The 18,300-nt window shown below is 61.8% G+C and carries 14 protein-coding genes; 2 read left to right on the forward strand and 12 right to left on the reverse strand.

Annotated elements, in window-relative coordinates; all coding sequences use genetic code 11:
- Window positions 1–48: 48 nt before the first annotated feature.
- From atpB to rho, 7 genes are all read right to left on the reverse strand, one after another.
- Window positions 49–852 carry a F0F1 ATP synthase subunit A gene (atpB, locus tag CAQUA_RS06820; RefSeq protein ID WP_196825534.1) on the reverse strand — a complete coding sequence of 268 codons (804 nt, stop codon included), beginning with the start codon at window positions 850–852 and terminating at the stop codon, window positions 49–51.
- A 192-nt stretch (window positions 853–1,044) separates the two neighbouring features.
- Window positions 1,045–1,488, reverse strand: coding sequence for a Cg1360 family ATP-synthase-associated protein (locus CAQUA_RS06825; protein ID WP_196823943.1), 444 nt, complete (start codon window positions 1,486–1,488; stop codon window positions 1,045–1,047).
- A gap of 37 nt (window positions 1,489–1,525) precedes the next feature.
- Window positions 1,526–2,716 (reverse strand): MraY family glycosyltransferase, encoded by a 1,191-nt coding sequence (locus CAQUA_RS06830; protein WP_196823942.1) that lies wholly within the window; start codon window positions 2,714–2,716, stop codon window positions 1,526–1,528.
- 14 nt (window positions 2,717–2,730) lie between these two features.
- The gene (locus CAQUA_RS06835) at window positions 2,731–3,390 is read right to left on the reverse strand and encodes an L-threonylcarbamoyladenylate synthase (RefSeq protein WP_196823941.1); all 660 of its coding nucleotides are present in this window, start codon (window positions 3,388–3,390) and stop codon (window positions 2,731–2,733) included.
- Between the two features lie 26 nt (window positions 3,391–3,416).
- Entirely contained in the window at window positions 3,417–4,256 is an 840-nt protein-coding gene (gene prmC / locus CAQUA_RS06840) for a peptide chain release factor N(5)-glutamine methyltransferase (protein WP_196823940.1), read from the reverse strand.
- Between the two features lie 10 nt (window positions 4,257–4,266).
- A complete protein-coding gene (prfA, locus tag CAQUA_RS06845) occupies window positions 4,267–5,343 on the reverse strand; it encodes a peptide chain release factor 1 (RefSeq protein ID WP_196823939.1) in 1,077 nt (358 codons plus the stop codon).
- Window positions 5,344–7,227 (reverse strand): transcription termination factor Rho, encoded by a 1,884-nt coding sequence (gene rho, locus CAQUA_RS06850; RefSeq protein ID WP_231375750.1) that lies wholly within the window; start codon window positions 7,225–7,227, stop codon window positions 5,344–5,346.
- 417 nt (window positions 7,228–7,644) lie between these two features.
- On the opposite strand from rho, the gene CAQUA_RS06855 reads away from it, so the two are divergent.
- Entirely contained in the window at window positions 7,645–9,339 is a 1,695-nt protein-coding gene (locus CAQUA_RS06855) for a long-chain fatty-acid--CoA ligase (RefSeq protein WP_196823937.1), read from the forward strand.
- Here the strand turns inward: CAQUA_RS06855 and CAQUA_RS06860 are convergent.
- Genes CAQUA_RS06860 through argS form a run of 5 tightly spaced genes read right to left on the reverse strand, consistent with a single transcriptional unit; the run spans window position 9,336 to window position 16,168 of the window.
- Entirely contained in the window at window positions 9,336–10,772 is a 1,437-nt protein-coding gene (locus CAQUA_RS06860) for a DUF418 domain-containing protein (protein WP_196823936.1), read from the reverse strand. The genes CAQUA_RS06855 and CAQUA_RS06860 overlap by 4 nt on opposite strands.
- Complete coding sequence (thrB, locus tag CAQUA_RS06865; RefSeq protein WP_196823935.1) at window positions 10,772–11,695, reverse strand: homoserine kinase; 924 nt, start codon at window positions 11,693–11,695, stop codon at window positions 10,772–10,774. The genes CAQUA_RS06860 and thrB overlap by 1 nt, the downstream gene beginning before the upstream one ends.
- 20 nt (window positions 11,696–11,715) lie before the next feature.
- Window positions 11,716–13,086: a homoserine dehydrogenase gene (locus CAQUA_RS06870; RefSeq protein ID WP_196823934.1), complete on the reverse strand. Its 1,371-nt coding sequence runs from the start codon at window positions 13,084–13,086 to the stop codon at window positions 11,716–11,718.
- Between the two features lie 11 nt (window positions 13,087–13,097).
- Window positions 13,098–14,504 carry a diaminopimelate decarboxylase gene (gene lysA, locus CAQUA_RS06875; protein WP_196823933.1) on the reverse strand — a complete coding sequence of 469 codons (1,407 nt, stop codon included), beginning with the start codon at window positions 14,502–14,504 and terminating at the stop codon, window positions 13,098–13,100.
- Between the two features lie 5 nt (window positions 14,505–14,509).
- Window positions 14,510–16,168: an arginine--tRNA ligase gene (argS, locus tag CAQUA_RS06880; protein WP_196823932.1), complete on the reverse strand. Its 1,659-nt coding sequence runs from the start codon at window positions 16,166–16,168 to the stop codon at window positions 14,510–14,512.
- A 250-nt stretch (window positions 16,169–16,418) separates the two neighbouring features.
- On the opposite strand from argS, the gene CAQUA_RS06885 reads away from it, so the two are divergent.
- On the forward strand, window positions 16,419–18,098 hold the full coding sequence (locus CAQUA_RS06885; protein WP_196823931.1) for an L-lactate permease: 1,680 nt from the start codon (window positions 16,419–16,421) through the stop codon (window positions 18,096–18,098).
- Window positions 18,099–18,300: the final 202 nt, after the last annotated feature.

Raw genomic sequence — 18,300 nt, forward strand, 5'->3', positions numbered from 1 at the left:
TTATTCAGTTGGCCAGTGTTGTTCGCGCTGGTGTTAGCCGCTAGGCGGCTAGTGCGAATCTGCGTGCAGCGACAGCTCGATGTACACCGCGACCAGAAGGGCGAAGATGTACGCCTGCAGGAAGATGATGATCAACTCATACAGGGTGAACAGAATCGCTGCGATCAGCGTTAGACCACTCACCGTCGTCCATGCGTTCAACTGCCAGAAGAAGAAGTTCGTGGCCGAGTACAGCAGGACTAGAATGATGTGGCCCGCCAGGAAGTTCGCCATAAGACGAAGAGCCAGGGTCACTGGGCGCAGAATGAAGGTCGAGAAAAACTCGATGGGCACCACAAGTAAGTGGAGCGCCGGAGGCAAGTTAGGAATCACAACCGAGTGCTTCACGTACTTGCCAAACCCGTAGCGGGAGGCGCCTGCGTAGATCATCGTGATGTAGCCGACAATCGCCAGCACGATCGGCATACCGATGCGTGAGTTTGGCGAGATGTTCAGCCCCGGAATGATCGTCGCAACGTTCATGAAGAGGATTGTGAAGAAGATCGTGGCGATAACTGGGAGGAATCGACGACCCTCCTTCTTGCCCAAGATGTCCTCGGCGATCTGGACGCGGACGAAGTCCACGGCAATCTCACCAAGGTTTTGCAGACCTGAAGGAACCAGCTTTGGGTTTCTAAAGGCGATAGCAAAAAGGACCACAAGAACGAGCGCCATGAGCAGGCGGACGATCATGATGCGGTCCAGCGCGAACCACCCATTGAGGAAGTCTTCTCCAATGATGTGGCCGAAGGTTTGCCCCGGGAAAAATTCTGGTCCAAGTTCGGGTGTGTGGAAACTACCCTTTAGGGCCAAAGTTGTAACGCTCAAGCGTTCTCTCCCGTTCTCGGGCCGCGAGCGTAATGCACGCGGTGCGATGGACGTCTCAATCTGCCTTCCGCGACTGACTCCGTCGCACGTCAGCGTCCGCGGTGCAGGGGATGTTCACAAGCATTGCAGCCGCTGTAAAACAGCATGGCGGATGCTGTGGAACCCGCGATAAGCGTATCAGACGTAACGGGATCGCGTCGTCATTACTCCCCACGTTTCGCTGCCCAGAACTACCACCAGAGCGGCGATGAGAGTGACGCCCAAAGCGAGGGTGTCGTAGAACGTCATTCCGCGGAGAATCAGCAGTACAACAAGCAGGACAACCACTTTCACCAGCCAGCTACCTAGGACCACGGTCATGGTCGTGGCGGGGTCAGTCTTAGAGGTGAGTAGGACGGAAATCACAGTCAGAAGGACGAATCCACCGCCGATTCCAGCCCCAAGAACTACCCCCCATAGCCCCGGCATGCCGCGTGCTGCGAACCATCCGATCAGCGAGACGATCGTCACCGCCGCCAAGGCCAACGCCCCAAGCTTCAGCGCGCGCTTCAACGGGGCCTGCGGGTCGTCGTACTCAGCAAGCTTATCGACGGCGGGATTTTCAGTATTCCGAGCATTCACGGCGTTTCATCCTACCCAGTGCGGCTGGCCAGTGCCGCTAGCCTGTGCCGCGACCGTGGTCGGCGAGCTCCGCTGCATCGTCCAGGTCCTCACCCACCGGCCCGATCTTGCCCTCCATGAGGGGGATCGTCGTCGCGACCGCCGCGATCACGATCAGGGACACCAAGATCCCTGTTGCCACGACGGCCGGGAACACGGAGTAGCTCACGGCACCGAACGCGAAGGCTGAGACCCACATGTACAGCACCAGCACGGTGCGGCGGTGGGTGTGGCCTAGCGCTAGTAGCCGGTGGTGAATGTGTTTCCGGTCCGCAGAGAACGGGCTTTGGCCAGCTGCGACGCGCCTGATGACGGCCATGACCAAGTCGATGACAGGAAGCGCAATGGCAGCCAGCACCACGATCACGGGGCTCATCAGTGCGACCACGTCGGCGGCCCCGTACAAGGACAGGTTGATCTTTCCCGACGCGGAGATGGAGACGGCTGCGAGAAGCAGACCGATGAGCATGGCGCCGGAGTCGCCCATGAAGATTCGTGCTGGCTCGAAATTGTGCGGCAAGAAACCACCGCACATACCAACGAGAGCAGCGCAGATGATCGCCGGCGGGTAGGCCGAGACCGTGCCGCCCTGGTCGTGGAGCACGGTCAGCGCGTAGATCAGCACTGATGCGCCCGCGATGAGCCCCAGCCCAGCCGCGAGTCCATCAATGCCGTCGACGAAGTTGAACGCATTAACCAAGGCGACGATGAAGATCGTGGAGACGATGACGGACTGCACCGGGTCCAAGATCAAGGTCGTGCCCCCGCCAAACGGCACATAGAACTGGGAAAAAGACAGCCCCAGCAATGACATAGCCAGGGCGGCCAGAACCTGCCCGGCGAATTTGGTGAGTGCGTCGAGCTCAAACATGTCGTCGATAGCCCCAACGACCACGATGATGAACGCGCCGGCGACCACCGCGGTCATCTCCGGCGTGACGGGGGCGAACCCGCGGGTCAGTGCGGGGAGCTGCATCGCTAAGAAAACGGCGCTCATGAATCCCGTGAACATCGCCAGCCCGCCGAGCGACGGGGTGGGTTGAGTGTGGACGTCCCTCTCCCGGATTTCGGCGATCTGTCCCGTGCGCACGAGGATGCTGCGCACCGGCCCTGTTGACAGATACGTCAGCACCGCCGCCACCAGAATGATCAGCCCGAGTTCCCGTAAAGGAACACCTGCACCAGCCACGTTGATCCCCTGTCCTAGCTGCGCCTCAGCTCTGCTGGGTCGATGCCAAGAACTTCGCCGATGCGCTCGGTGGGGACAGCGCCTTCGCGCAACACCACCGGCGCCGGACCAGAGATATCAATGATCGTCGACGGCGTACCCACTTCAGACGTCCCGCCGTCGAGGTACACGGGCACCGCTTCGCCGAACTGGTTGCGCGCCCCCAGAGCGCTCACCGGCGGCGCTTCGCCGGAAATGTTCGCCGAGGACACGGCCATCGGGCCAGTTTCCTGGAGTAGCTCGATCGCCACCGGTTGCAACGGCATCCGCAGGAGCACGGTCCCCCGGGTGTCGCCTAGGTTCCACGGCAGTGACGGCGCCTCCGGTACCACGATGGACAAGCCACCCGGCCAGAACGCCTCCACCAGCGTCTTCGCGGTGTCGGTGAACTCGCGTACGAGCCCCTGGATCGTGGTCCACGACCCCACCAGAACGGGCACCGGCATGTCCGGGCCGCGGCGCTTGGTGGCCAGCAACTTGGCTACGGCATCCGGGTTGAACGCATCAGCACCGATCCCGTAGACCGTGTCCGTGGGCAGCACAACGCACTGACCAGCACGGACGGATTCCGCCGCTGCCTGGATTCCTTCCACCCGCGCGGTGGGATCGAGGCAATCGTAGATTCTGCTCGGCATGGGTGTGCCCTTTCTTAAAAGTTGCTTTAGGCCGTTAGCTTACTCGCCGTCACAAACCGGGCCCGCCCGGTCATGTCGTGGAGCACGGTCGCACCACTCAGCGTCGGCATACCTTCGACGACGGCCAGCACGTCGTCGCTGGTCGTATCATCATGCTCAATGCCCAGCTTTCCACCGGGCGCCAACAACTGCGCGGCTACCGGGACGAGTCCGCGAATCGCCTCCATTCCATCCGCACCGGAGAACACAGCCTCGCGCGGATCCGCGTAGACCTCTGGGTCCAAGTCATCGGTGTCTGGGACGTACGGCGGGTTGGACACCACGAGATCAACACGCCCCGCAAGTTCCGGCAGAAGCGCAGGGTCGGTGATATCGCCCTCCACTACCTCAATATCAAGGCCTAAACGTTGACCATTGCGCTTCGCGTAGGCAATTGCGTCTCGCGATCGCTCCACCGCCACCACGCGCGCGTTCGGCACGTGGTGCAACACGTACAACGCCAACGCGCCCGAACCCGTGCCCAGATCCACGACCACGGGCGCCTCCGCGGCGGCACCCGTCAACGCACGCACAGCCCAGTCCGCCAAGACTTCGGTCTCCGGGCGCGGAATGAACACCCCCGGCCCGACCTCGAGTTCCAGCGGACCAAACGGCGCCACGCCAATCACATGCTGCAGCGGTACGCGCGCAGCTCGCTTATCGACGAGCCCACCGTAGCTTTCCTGAAAATCCTCCGGCGCCTCACTGACGAACGTGAGCTGCAGAGGAGAAACGCCTAGAAGATGGGCCGCCAGGATTTTCGCATCCACGTCAGGCGACGCGACGCCCGCGGCGCGCAATGTGCGCGCCGCGTCGTCGATAAGCATCCGCAAAAAATTAGGATTCTGCCTCAAGGCGTTCCTGGCGTTCGTGGGTTTGAAGAGCCGTGATCAGGTCCTCCATGCCGCCGTCAAGAACAGAGTCCAAGTTGTTGGCCTTGTAATTAATGCGGTGGTCAGAAATGCGGTTCTCCGGCCAGTTGTAGGTGCGGATGCGCTCGGAGCGGTCCATCGTGCGGACCTGGGACGCGCGGCCTTCGGCGGCCTCTTCCTCCGCGCGATCGCGCTCCATCTGGTCAAGGCGGGCCTGAAGAACCTGCATGGCGCGCGCCTTGTTCTGGATCTGGGAACGCTCCTTTTGGCAGGTCACGACGATTCCCGTGGGCAAGTGAGTAAGGCGCACCGCGGAGTCCGTGGTGTTCACGCCCTGGCCGCCCTTACCCGAAGAACGGTAGACGTCAACGCGAATGTCTTTCTCATCGATGTCCACGGAACCAATCTCCTCCGGCTCCGGGTAGACCAGCACACCCGCGGCGGAGGTCTGAATACGCCCCTGGGACTCAGTCACCGGGATGCGCTGGACGCGGTGAACGCCGCCCTCGAACTTAAGCATGCTCCACGCGCCGTCACGCGACGGGGTTTTTGACTTGATGGCAACCGTAGTGTCCTTGATACCGCCAAGGTCAGACTCAGCGACGTCCAGAACTTCCCAGCTCAGACCGTTCTTGTCGCAGTACTTCTGGTACATGCGCGCGAGGTCGCCCGCGAACAGCGCGGCCTCTTCGCCGCCGGCGCCGGCCTTGATCTCCATGATGACGTCGTCGCCGTCGTGCTCATCGCGCGGCGCGAGCAAGTCAGCAAGGACCTCTTCAAGCCGCACGATCTCACCCTCAAGGCGCGTGGCCTCTTCGGCGAATTCCTTGTCCTCGGCGGCCATTTCTTTCGCCGCTTCGTGGTCTTCACGGGCCTGCACCAGCTCATTGTTGGCCGTGATGATCGGCTGGAGTTCCGCGTAGCGCTTGGACAGCTTGCGGAACAGGTCCTGGTCCCCGACCACCTCCGGGTCACCCATTTGCGCCTGGATGCCTTCGTATTCCGCTACGTAGTCATCGACGATCGAAACGGTTGATGCCATTTACTCGAACTCCTCCGGCTCAACGTCCGCGGCCATCGGCGCCGAGTTGACCACACCGACCAAGAACTCACCGTTGGACTTGGTCTTCTTCAGCTGCTTGATCAGCAGGTCAATCGCCTGCTGCGGGTCAAGCGCGGACAGGATGCGGCGCAGCTTGTGCATAACGCGGGCTTCCTCCGGGGCGAGGAGCAGCTCGTCCTTGCGTGTGCCGGACGGGTTGACGTCCACCGCCGGGAAGACGCGGCGTTCCGCGATCTTGCGGTCCAGCTTGAGTTCCGCGTTACCGGTGCCCTTGAATTCCTCGAAGATCACCGTGTCACCGGCCGAGCCAGTTTCCACCATTGCGGTGGCGATGATGGTGAGCGACCCGCCGTCCTCGATGTTGCGGGCGGCGCCCAGGAAACGCTTCGGCGGGTAGAGCGCGTTGGAGTCCACACCACCGGACAGGATTCGTCCCGACGCCGGCGAGGAGTTGTTGTACGCACGCCCCAGGCGGGTAATCGAGTCGAGCAGGACCACGACGTCTTGGCCCATCTCCACCAGGCGCTTCGCGCGCTCAATCGCCAGCTCCGCCACAGCGGTGTGCTCGCTCGGCGGGCGGTCAAAGGTTGAGGCAATGACCTCTCCGGCGACGCTGCGCTGCATGTCCGTGACTTCCTCGGGGCGTTCGTCGACAAGCACGACCATCAGGTAGCACTCCGGGTTATTGTGCGCGATCGCGTTGGCGATGTTCTGCAAAATCGTGGTCTTACCAGCCTTCGGCGGGGACACGATCAGCGCGCGCTGGCCCTTACCAATCGGCATGACCAAGTCGATCACGCGCGTGGTCAAAATGTTCGGCTCCGTCTCCAGGCGCAGACGCTGGTTCGGGTACAGCGGCGTGAGCTTGTGGAACTCAGGGCGCTGCTTGGCAGCCTCCACGTCCATCCCGTTCACGGAATCCACGCGCACCAGCTGGTTGTAGCGGTGGCGGTTGCGGCCCGAACCGTGCGTGTGGCCCTGGCCGTTTTCACGCACCTGGCCGATCACCGCATCACCGGAGCGCAGCCCGCAGCGGCGCACCAGCTGGTTGTTAATGAACACGTCCGCGGAGTTGGAACGGTAGCCCGTCGTACGCACGAACGCGGCGTTGTTATCCACAATGTCGACGATGCCCGCGACCTCCGCCAGCTCCTCCGGGTCGAAGTTCTGGTTCTGGTTGTCACCGCGGTTGTTGCCATTGCCACCGCCATTGCCATTGCCGTTGCCGTTATCGCCCCGGTTGTTGTCCCGGTTTCGACGGTTCCTACGGTTACGACGCCCACGGCGACCCCCGCCTTCACCGTCCCGGTTGTTGTCCCGGTTATTGTCCCGGTTGTTTCCACCGTCACGACGGTTGTTCCGGTTCCCCCGCTGCTCGTCGCGGTCCTCGCCGTCACGCTCACCGCTATCACTGCGGTCGTTCTTGTCCTCGCGGCGGTCCTGCCCGTCGCGGTCGTTCTTGTCGTCGCGACGGTCGTGCTTCTCTTCGCGGCGGTCCTGCTCGCCGCGATTGTTCTTCTCCTCGCGGCGGTCTTGCCCGCCGCGGTCGTTCTTGTCGCCGCCGCGATCCTGCTCGCCGTTGTCACCGTGGTCGTTCGAGGTGTTCTCCTGCATGTCCTCGGAGCTGCGGGAGCGGTGACGGCGCGTGCGGCGGGCGGTGGAGCGCTGTGCCTGATCCCCGGACTCTGAAGCCTCAGGAGTTGCAGATTCTGCTGCTGCGGCGGTTGCGGTGTTTTCTGCCCCCTCGGCGGCTGCTTCAGCGGCTTTGCGCGCCTTCTTCGGAACGGAGCCGGTGGTGATGGCGGTGATCAGCTCGCCTTTGCGCAGCGTGGAAATCCCCTTCAGCCCTTGGTCGGCCGCCATTTTGCGCAGCTCAGGAAGTTTGAGCGCGGCGAGGTCGCTCGCCGTAGTACCCGTTGTGGTCACGGATGTCCTTTCGTATTTCTAGCCTTTTCACGGCAAGTGCATGCGATCAAAGCGGTTCACGGTTAGCAACGCGGGCACAGTAAAAGTGCCGATCATGCACGTGGAGGAATCGTGGAGTTGAAGGTGGTGGCCCTAGAAATTAGGTCTCGCACCCCTGTGTAAGCGAGCCACATCTGCTGCGGCTACAACGCTCCTGCGCGATCCTAGTGGGCCATTGTAACCCACACTGGTGCCGATTGCGGTAATGCGCCTGCACAAACTTGCTCAAACCCGCACAAACCCGCACAAACCCGCACAAACGCAGCCGTCACGCGCTCAACGTAGCGGGTTACTACTCAGACTATTGTTGAATTCATGCGTTCTACCATGCAGGAAGTGCCGTTTTCTATCGGTCAGATCATCCGCTACGGCACAGGTGCGCACGGTGCAACAAAGGTCACTACGTGGCGCAAGGGTGAGGCGGAAGAGGCGACGTTTTATGAAATCGGCGCCCGCGCGGCAGCGTTTGCGCATGCCTTGGAATCTCGTTTGGGGGTCACCGCGGACCAGCGCGTGGGAACGATGATGTTTAACTGCGCGGAGCACCTTGAGGTTCTTTTCGCGGTTTCCGGCAAGGGTGCGGTGTTTGTGCCGCTCAACATGGCTCTCATGGATGACCAGATCGCCTACATCATCAACCACTCCGGCATGGAGGTGATCGTTGCGGACCCGCGGTTGGCAAAAACTCTCGCGCGTATTCTTCCCTCATGCCCGAAAGTGCGCGCGCTCGCATTCATCGGCCTTGCGGAGACCGACGTCCCGCTAGAGGTTGAGGTTTTCAGCTACGAGTCGCTTCTCGACGGCCAGTCCACGCTCTACGATTGGCCGGAACTTCCCGAAAACACAGCCGCTGCGTTGTGTTATTCGACTGCCACGACCGGTGCACCGAAGGGTGTTGCCTATTCGCATCGTTCTATTTGGTTGGAAGCAATGCAACTGCGCGCCACGGATTCCTTGGCGATCACGCACGGCGAAACGTTCCTCTGCGGAATCCCGATTTACCACGTCTTGAGCTGGGGAGTTCCCTTCGCGGCGTTTCTCACCGGCACGCCGATGGTCCTGCCTGATTCCGATGTGTCGGCACCGACTTTGGCCAAGATCATCGCGGAAACCCACCCACGGGTGGCGCACGGCGTGCCCAGCGTGTGGATCCAGCTGATGGTCCATTACTTGAACTTCCCGCCGGAACGTATGTCCTTGGTGGAAATTTACGTTGGCGGTTCGCCCGCTCCCCCGGCGCTAATCAAGGTGTGGGAGGAGCGCTACGGTGTGGACATCGTTCACGTCTGGGGCATGACGGAAACGTCCACCGTGGGAACGGTTGCGCGTCCGCCGTCGGGAGCGTCCGGCAAGAACCGCTGGGAGCACCGCATCAGCCAAGGTCGCTTCGCACCGAATCTTCAGTACCGCGTGGTCAATGAGGGCAAGGTTGTTTCCAACACCGACCGCAACGATGGTGAAATTCAGGTCCGCGGCAACACGGTCACTGGGTCTTACTATCAGCCCCCGCTTGCCGACGAAGGGGTGCAGTCCTTCCGCGGCGAAGACGTGCCGGATTACGCAGAAAGCTTCACGGACGACGGCTGGCTGCGCACGGGTGACGTGGCATCCGTGACGTCGGAAGGCTTTATGACTTTGTATGACCGCGCCCGTGATGTCATCCGTTCTGGCGGTGAATGGATTTATTCAGCGCAGCTGGAGAACCTCATCATGGCCGAACCTGAAGTCGTTGAATGCGCCGTGATCGGGTACCCCGACAAAAAGTGGGGCGAGCGCCCCTTGGCCGTGACTGTGCTCCACGAGGATGTCACTCCGTCGGTAGAACTCGCCCGCACGTTGCGCAAGAACCTCTCTCGGGAACTGCCCTCGTGGATGGCGCCTGAGTACTGGGCCTTCGTGGGCAGTATTGATAAGACATCGGTGGGCAAGTTTGACAAGATCGACCTGCGCGAGCACCTCGCGCAAAACGAGCTCTCCGTCATCGAGCTCCCAGGCCCAGGCGAAGACTAGTTCCCCTGCGCAGGCTTCTCTTGAGCCTGCGCAGGCTTCGACTGAGCCTGCGCAGGCGGCTCACCAATCTGCGCTGGCTTCGACTGACTCTGCGCAGGAAGCATCGCGGCCTGCGCTGCTTGCATCTTGGCGATCTCGTAGGGCGTGAGCGTGTAGCGCTCTGGTAGACCGTCCTTGCCGTAGGACAGGCGGCGGTGGAGCTTCTCAAACGGACCGGGTTTGCCGGCGATTTCAAGCGCCCATGCGCCCAGTAGCGTCACCAGCCACACCGCGAAGGCCAGCAGCGTTTGCACGGGGATCGATGCACCATTGAACAGGTTCAAAGTGAACGGCATGACCAGAATGAAGTAGATGATCGACTGGCCCAGGTAGCCACTCATGGAGCGTTTGCCCAAGGCGTTGAAGGGTGCAAGCCACAACGGGATTCGGGCGGGGCGGCCGGCGAGGGTTTCGTCGTTAAGCTTCTTTTGAATCGGCTGGAGAGCAAGCGCGATGATGGCGACGGTGCCGGGGCCCGTCCACAAGCCGAAGCCGGAGTTGAGGCCTTGGAAGAGAACCTCGTACTCGTACGGCAGAACCCCGATGGCGCTCAAGCCCCACGGCACGCCGATGAACACGATGACGGCGATCGTGAGCGCCGCCCATCCTTGCAGCATCTTTTTGTTCGCGTCGATGTTGGCAAAGACATCCTTGCGGCCCCAGATGAATCCGAAGATCACTAGCGGCAACAAATTGCCCACGGTGAACGGCTGCATGACCAGGCCCATAGCACCCATGCTGAGCACTTCAAGATAATTGTGAGGCCCGCCCACGAAGAGCGCTTCGTCCTCAAACGCTTCAGGCCCCAAGAATGTTGCTGCTACGGCCGTGACGGTGGTGAACAGCGTCCATAGACCCAGCAGTGCCCACGCAAAGATCTTGAGCAGTTTGTCGCTCAATCCGATCATCAGTGACAGCAAGAGCGCGCAGAGGCCATAGGTGGTCATGATGTCGCCGTAGAACAAAAAGACCATGTGGAGGAAGCCAAAGAGCGCCAAGAAGGCATACCGCCTGGCAATCACGCGGCGTGCCCCGGCCTCCGTATAACCGCGTCGGTACAAGCTCGCGAGGATCATGCCCACGCCGACGCCTAACAGGGTGGAGAACATCGGCAGGCCACGAACGTGAACAAACATCGCCTGGAACATGATCAGGATCTGCTCAAGCACAGTTGGCGAGCCATTGAACCCGCCGAAGTGCGTGGAATGCTCCGCGTCAATGGTCAGCCACGCTGTGGGCAGATTCGCCAGCGAGATACCCAATAGGGCCGCGCCGCGCGCTACGTCAGGGGCGATGTAACGCACTTTTGCGGCGGTGCGCTGCGGCCGGGCTGGTGGGTGCGGGGGCTGGCTCGGGGTCTGCTGCGCCGACGGTGGCGTGGGTTGGTTCACCATCAGACCAGCTCCGCGCTGACCGGACCGGCAATATCTAGTTCAAGGACGCGCAGGCCAGCTTCCCGTGCGTCGTCGAGGATTTTTGGATCAACGGGCTCCGTGTGCAGAACCATGATGGTGGGCCCAGCGCCGGACAGGTAGGCCGCGTACCCACGGTTGCGGAGGCGGTTGACCCACTCGGCGGTGACGGGCAAAACGTCAGCGCGGTAGGGCTGGTGGAGGCGGTCCCTGGTGCCCTCCCAGAGGATTTCCGGGTGGTTCTGCAACGCGGCTGTCATCACGGCGACGCGGGACACGTTGAAACGTGCATCTAGGTGCGTGACCTGCTCCGGCAGGACGCGGCGAACAGCCTCGGTCGACGCGTGGAAATCCGGAATTATTGCGGTGGCGCGGATCGACGAGTGCACGGGGATGGTCACCGCGCGGTATTCCGGTTGGGAAACGCCGTCGACGGGAATCTCCGTCCACGACACCACTGCCCCACCGAGCACCGACGCCGCGGCGTTGTCCGGGTGGCCTTCAAAAGACGAAGAGATCTGCACGATATCTTCGGCGGACAGTGGGTTGCCGGCCAGCGTGTTCGCCGCAACCACGCCGGCGACCGCGGCGGACGCGGAAGAGCCAAGGCCGCGGGATTGCGGGATGTCGTTCGTGCACCTGACCTTCAATCCCGGCGCGCGTGCGCCAGCGGCTTTAAGTGCGGTGCGGATCGCTTTCACAACGAGGTGCGATGCGTCGCGCGGCAGGTCTTCGGACCCTTCGCCGAAAATTTCCACCTCAAGCCCGCTTGGGGTGACTTCCACCTCAACCACGTCGTAAATGCCCAAGGCCAAACCGAGGGTGTCAAAACCGGGGCCTAAGTTCGCGGAGCTACCCGGAACGGTGACGCGGGCGCGTTTGCCTACTTCCAAATCAACGGTCATGGTGCTTCTCCTTGCGCGTCTTAGCCGTCGAGGCGGATGACGGAGTTGATCGCCCGGACGTCGTCAAGCGTTTTGAGCTCTTCGACGATTGCGGCGAGCTTGCGCTCGAGGGAGGCGTGGGTGACCACGATGAGGCGCGAGTCGTCGCCGTGCTCTTCTTGGCGGACGGCGGAGATGGAGATGCCCTGGTCAGCGAAGCGGCGGGAGATCTCGGCGAGGACGCCGACGCGGTCCACCACGGCCATGTCGATGTGGTAGCGCGTGGGCACGTCGCCGAAATCGGCGACCGGGTAGTGCGCGTACGGGTTCTCAGCCGGGGCGCGGCCGCCGTGGATCTTGTTGCGCGCAGCACCAACGATGTCACCGAGCACCGCGGACGCCGTGGGGGCGCCGCCGGCACCATTGCCGTAGAACATCAGGCGGCCAGCAGCTTCCGCTTCCACGAACACAGCATTGTAGGACTTATCGACGGTCGCCAGCGGGTGCTCATTCGGCACCAAAGTGGGGTGCACGCGGGCGGACACGGTGGTCGCACCCTCGTCGTCGACAAGCCTTTCGCAAATGGCGAGCAGCTTGATGGTGTAGCCAGCCAAGCGGGCGGCCTCAATGTCGTCGGCGGTGATGTTGGTGATGCCCTCGGCGTGAACGTCGTTGTAGGTCACGCGGGTGTGGAAGCCCATGGACGCCAAAATTGCGGCCTTGGATGCGGCGTCGTGGCCCTCCACATCGGCGGTGGGGTCGGCCTCGGCGTATCCCAGGCGGGTGGCTTCGGCGAGCGCTTCTTCGTAGCTCGCGCCGGTGGAGGCCATCGCGTCGAGGATGAAGTTGGTCGTGCCGTTGACGATGCCGGAGATGCGCTGCACCTGGTCGCCCGCGAGAGAGCGACGCAGCATGCCGACGACCGGGATTGCAGCGGCGACCGCTGCCTCGTAGTACAGGTCAACACCGGCCGCGTTGGCAGCGTCCGAAATCTCGTCGGCATGCGCGGCGATGAGCGCCTTGTTGGCGGTGACGACGGACTTGCCGTGCTTGAGTGCGGACAGGACCAGCTCACGCGGGTAGTCAATGCCGCCGATGACCTCCACGACGACATCGACGTCCTCGCGTTCGACCAGCTCGTGAGCGTTGTCCGTAAGAGTGATGCCCGGGAAGTTGTCCAGGACGTCACGCTTCTTGGTCAGGTCGGATACCGCAACGCCGCGAACCTCAATCGGGCCGCCGATGCGATTTTCCAAGCTGGAGGAAAACTCGTGGATGAGGCGCAGAACCTCGGTGCCCACTGTTCCCATTCCCAACACGGCGACGCCCACTGGCGCACCAATGCCTTTGCCTGGGTAGTTTCCGTTCCGACCCTCCGCGCCTTGGAGGCTTTCCGTGCTCACTGCAGTCATGGTGTAAAAGTCTACAAAACCTCGCGCGCGAGCAAATCCTCTACCGTCTCTCGGCGCACCATCGGAGTGACAGTGTTGTCTTTGACGCTCACCACGGCGGGGCGGCCGAAGCAGTTGTAGTTCGATGACATTGAGTAGCAGTACGCCCCCGTTGCGGCCAGAGCGATGAAGTCATCGCTGTTGATGTCATCGGGCCACAAAGCGTTGTTAATCAAAATGTCCCCGGATTCACAGTGGGACCCCACTAGGCGCGTGGCGTGAGGGGTGCCTTCCACGCGGCGGTTGATCACGCGGGCGTCGTAGTCGGCGCCGTACAAAGCGGTGCGGATGTTGTCGCTCATGCCGCCATCGACGGCGATGTAGCGCCGCGTGGCCTCGTCCGTAACGTGGACGTTCTTGACGGTGCCCACCGAGTACACGGTGACCGCGGCGGGGCCGGCGATGGCGCGACCGGGTTCCACGATGACCTCCGGCGGCGCAATGCCAAGCTCTTCAGCCTTGTCCGCAACCGCCCGCAGCAGGTCTTTAGCCACAGCGTCAACGTCAAGGGGCTGTTCCTCATCGGTGTAGGCGATACCGTAACCACCGCCTAGGTCAAGGTAGCCGAGCTCCAAGCCGAGCTCGTTGTAGATCCGCGCGTACAGGCCCAGCACGCGCGCGGCGGCCAGCTTGAAGCCCTCCGCGTCAAAAACCTGCGAACCGACGTGGCAATGCAGGCCGCTCAGACGCACGTTAGAGGCATTGCGGGCCGTCTCCGCCGCGCGGAAGGCAGACCCGCTGGCCAGCGAGAGGCCGAACTTCTGGTCCTCGTGGCTGGTGGCGATGAACTCGTGCGTATGCGCCTCCACGCCCGGCTTGACGCGGATGAACACGTCTTGGACTGCGCCCTCTTCCCCAGCGACGCGCTCGAGGGTTTCCAGCTCAAGGTGGGAATCAATCACCAGGTGCCCAACGCCGCTGGTCACGCAGCGCCGCAGGAAGGACTCGGACTTGTTGTTGCCGTGTGCGGTGATGCGCTCGGCCGGGAAATCGGCGGCGAGCGCGATCAGCAGCTCGTTCTCACTGGCCACATCCAAGGACAGGCCTTCTTCATTGACCCAGCGCGCAATGTGGGTGGTAAGAAACGCCTTGGATGCGTAGTGAACGTTCGCGGCTGCGCCGTACGCGCGGGCCATGTCACGGCACCGGGAACGGAAGTCTTCCTCATCCACCACCATGACGGGCGTGCCGTACTCGGCGGCGATGTCGGCCAGGTTCACGCCCGCTATGGAGATGTTGCCGTCGTCCTCGCGCTTCGCGTTACGCGGCCAAACGTGCGCCGGCACATCATTGAAAGCATCCGTTTCATCGCGCGTGCGGGATTCGCGTACGCGATCGTCGCGGGACAGGTTCGCTGTGTTTAAAACCGGATCAAGCATGCGCGCTACATCCTCTCCGGCGCAGAGATGCCCAGCAGGCGCAGCGCGTTAGCCAGGACCTGTCGCGACGCCTGCGACAACGCGAGGCGCGCAGCGTGGATCGGCTCTGGGTCTTGACCAGCCTTGGGCAGAATCTGGCAGGAGTCATAGAACTTGTGGAAGACGCTCGCCAGTTCTTCGGCGTAGCGCGCAATGCGGTGCGGCTCCCGAAGCTCAGCTGCTGCCTTAACGACGGCCGGGAATTCGCCCAGCGTACGGATGAGATCCCCCTCCTTTTCGTGCGTGAGCAGCGACAGGTCGGCCGTTGGGGATGCCCCCATGACATTCATCTCGGCAGCGCGACGCTCAATCGAGCACAGGCGCGTGTGGCCGTACTGGACGTAGTAGACGGGGTTGTCGGAAGATTGCTTCTCCCACAGGTCTAGGTCGATGTCCAGCGTGGAGTCCACCGATGAGCGCACCATCGCGTAGCGCGCTGCGTCACGGCCGATCGCGTCAACGAGGTCATCCAACGTGATCACTGTTCCGGCGCGCTTGGACATCTTCACGGTCTCGCCGTCACGCACCAGGTTCACCATCTGGCCAATGAGGACTTCCACGCGCGCCGGTTCGTACCCAAGGGCTGCCGCCGCCGCACGCAAACGCGCGATGTAGCCGTGGTGATCGGCGCCGAGCATGTAAATCGCCAGCGAGTGACCACGATCGAATTTGTCCGCGACATACGCGATGTCACCGGCGATGTACGCGGCGTCACCGTCAGATTTGATTACCACGCGGTCTTTGTCATCACCGAAGTCGGTGGAGCGCAGCCACCACGCTCCCTCGGACTCGTACAGGTTGCCGTTGGCTTTGAGCTCCTCGATCGCCTTATCCACGGCGCCCGTCTCAAACAGTGAGTTCTCATGGAAATACACGTCAAAATCCACGCCGAACTCGTGGAGGGAGTCTTTGATGTGTGCAAACATCTTCTCTACTCCCTCGCGCCTGAAGGTTTCTTGCACCTCGGCATCGCTCCCGTCCAAGGCCGAGGGGTTTTGCGCAACGATGTCACCGGCGATATCGCGGATGTAATCACCGCCGTACCCGTCCTCCGGGGTCGGCTCGTTTTTCGCGGCCGCGACTAGGGAACGGGCGAAGCGATCGATCTGCCCACCGTGATCGTTGAAGTAGTACTCGCGGGTGACCGTAGCGCCAGCAAACTCAAGGACGCGGCCAAGGGAATCACCCACCGCCGCCCAGCGGGTTCCGCCCAGGTGGATGGGGCCCGTCGGGTTCGCGGAAACGAATTCTAGGTTGATGACCTCGCCGTCGAGAAGCGATAATGCTCCGAAGTTCTCACCCTTGGCCATGATGTCTTCGACGATCGCGCCCGTCGCGGCGGAGGACAAACGAATGTTGATAAATCCGGGACCAGCGACCTCAACGCTATCGATCTCGGGACGCGCCTCCAGCGCTTCTACCAGCCATCCCGCCAGCTCTCGCGGGTTTGTGCCCGCTTTCTTGGCAACTTGGAGCGCGATGTTCGTGGCGTAATCGCCGTGCTCTGGGTTGCGTGGGCGTTCAACGGTGACCGCCTCGGGGACAACGTCGGTGGGCAAATCATGATCACGCAGCACTGTCGTGGTGGCCGCGCGCACAGTGGAAGCTAGCTCAGCTGGGGTCATGGAGCACGAGTCTAGTCGGGCATCTAACAGCTGCCGCATTGGGAGAATCCCCCGGGCGTGCAGGAACATCCGCTTCCATAAAAATCCGCAAATTTATTGCCCAGTTTTGGCCCCGCGCGCCCGCTCATAATGCGATAATTTTCGCAGCGGAAAACAGATATACAAGTTGCTCATCCAAAGCAGGCTTGTATTCGCTCCACCCTCCGCGTGTTTTCACCCACATTTCGCGCTGATTACCAAGGAGCTGCGCATGACCTATCAAATTCAACCGGACGCGGTCGCGGGCAGCCTAGCGTTGTCGGCGCTTTTGTCCACTCTGCCGTTGGTGACATTTTTCGTAATGTTGCTTGGAGTTAAAGCCCGCGCTCACACGTCGGGCGCTGTTGCGCTGCTCGTGGCGCTACTCATCGGCATCTTCGGATTCAAGATGCCCGCCGTTATGGCAATTTCCGCGGCGTTCCGCGGTGGTGTCTACGGCCTTCTTCCCATCGTCTTTGTCATTCTCACGGCCATCTGGTTCTACCAAATCACGGTGGCATCGGGCCGTTTTGAGGATCTGCGATTAGTCTTCGACAAAATGGGCGGCGGCGACGTGCGCATCCAGTCGATGCTCATCGCGTTCTGCTTCGGTGGTCTTTTGGAAGCTCTCGCTGGCTTCGGTGCGCCGGTCGCGATTACCGCGACGATGATTCTGGCGCTAGGAATCCCACCGATCCGCGCCGCGTCGATCGTGCTGATTGCAAATACCGCGCCCGTCGCGTTCGGCGCCGTGGCTATTCCGATCACCACCGCGGGTGACGTCGGCGGCCGTACCGCTGAGCAGACCGCCAACATCGCCGCGATCGTCGGTCACCAGACCCCGTTCCTGGCGTTCTTCGTCCCCTTCATCATCGCTTTTCTTGTCGACGGCTGGCGCGGCGTCCGCGAAACCGTCCCCGCTGCGTTCACGATTGGTCTTAGCTTCGGTATCGCTCAGTGGGCAACCTCGAACTTCTTCGCGTACCAGCTCACCGACGTGGTCGCCTGCATCGTGGCCCTGGGCGCGGCGTTTGTCCTGCTGCGCTTCTGGAAGCCGGTTGGTGTTCCAGAGCTGCGCGATCGCCTCGGCATCGAAGAACCGCACGCTATCGACGGCGGCGACGAGCTGACCGGCTCCCGCGTCTGGTGGGCTCTGTTCCCCTACCTCGTCGTTGTGATCATCTTCGGTATTGCCAACCTTGGCACAACCGTTCCGGAGTTCCTCAAGTCCACCGACATTAAGATTCCGTGGCCGTACATCACCGGCCACATGTTCTCCACGAACGGCGATGAAATGGAGCGCACGGAGTACAAACTGCAGCTGCTCAACAACCCGGGCACCCTGCTTGTGATCTCCGGCATCATCGTCGCGATCGCGTACATGATCTTCAACGAAAACGGTCGCTACAAACTCACCTGGGGCGAAGTGGGCAAGGAGTTCGTCGATACGGCGTACCGCATGCGGTGGTCCGCTGTGACCATCGCGACGGTGCTGGCGCTGGCATTCGTGATGAACTACTCCAGCCAGACCGTGTCTATTGGTTCCTTCTTTGCCAACCTCGGCCCGGCGTTCGCGTTCTTCGCACCAATGCTCGGCTGGGTCGGCGTGGCCGTCACCGGCTCGGACACCTCTGCCAACGCACTGTTTGCCAAGCTGCAGGTCACCGCAGCAGACAAGCTGGGGCTCAACCCGGACCTCATGCTGGCCGCGAACACCACCGGTGGTGTCGTGGGCAAGATGATCTCCCCGCAGTCCCTGGCGATCGCCGCCACCGCAGTGGACATGGAAGGAAAGGAGTCGGAGATCTTCAAGAAGGTCGTCGGCTGGTCCTTCGGCTTCCTGCTCGCGGTCTGCATCCTCATCTTCCTGCAGACCAACGTGCTGGACTTCCTCGCTCCAGTGGTCAACTAGTGGTCAACTAGTTGACCACTAGATGGTCATTTAGGATGCCCCCGTCACTCGCCCTTCGGGGCGGGTAACGGAGTAGTCTCACTGGTGTACGCGTGTGTCATTCACGCGAACTGATTTTCTACACAATTTTCTTACCCACAACTTCATAATCCGACCCTTCGTTTCGGCAACTGGCCGGCAACTTAACCCAGAAAGGAGCCAC

The sequence above is a fragment of the Corynebacterium aquatimens genome (assembly GCF_030408395.1).
Taxonomy (GTDB): domain Bacteria; phylum Actinomycetota; class Actinomycetes; order Mycobacteriales; family Mycobacteriaceae; genus Corynebacterium; species Corynebacterium aquatimens.

Coding starts and splice junctions, on each gene's coding strand:
- CAQUA_RS06835 (WP_196823941.1), bottom strand. CDS start 3,390: ATGCCGAGCAGAATCTACGATTGCCTCGATCCCACCGCGCGGGTGGAA.
- prmC (WP_196823940.1), bottom strand. CDS start 4,256: ATGCTTATCGACGACGCGGCGCGCACATTGCGCGCCGCGGGCGTCGCG.
- prfA (WP_196823939.1), bottom strand. CDS start 5,343: ATGGCATCAACCGTTTCGATCGTCGATGACTACGTAGCGGAATACGAA.
- rho (WP_231375750.1), bottom strand. CDS start 7,227: ATGGCGGCCGACCAAGGGCTGAAGGGGATTTCCACGCTGCGCAAAGGC.
- CAQUA_RS06855 (WP_196823937.1), top strand. CDS start 7,645: ATGCGTTCTACCATGCAGGAAGTGCCGTTTTCTATCGGTCAGATCATC.
- CAQUA_RS06860 (WP_196823936.1), bottom strand. CDS start 10,772: ATGGTGAACCAACCCACGCCACCGTCGGCGCAGCAGACCCCGAGCCAG.
- thrB (WP_196823935.1), bottom strand. CDS start 11,695: ATGACCGTTGATTTGGAAGTAGGCAAACGCGCCCGCGTCACCGTTCCG.
- CAQUA_RS06870 (WP_196823934.1), bottom strand. CDS start 13,086: ATGACTGCAGTGAGCACGGAAAGCCTCCAAGGCGCGGAGGGTCGGAAC.
- lysA (WP_196823933.1), bottom strand. CDS start 14,504: ATGCTTGATCCGGTTTTAAACACAGCGAACCTGTCCCGCGACGATCGC.
- argS (WP_196823932.1), bottom strand. CDS start 16,168: ATGACCCCAGCTGAGCTAGCTTCCACTGTGCGCGCGGCCACCACGACA.
- CAQUA_RS06885 (WP_196823931.1), top strand. CDS start 16,419: ATGACCTATCAAATTCAACCGGACGCGGTCGCGGGCAGCCTAGCGTTG.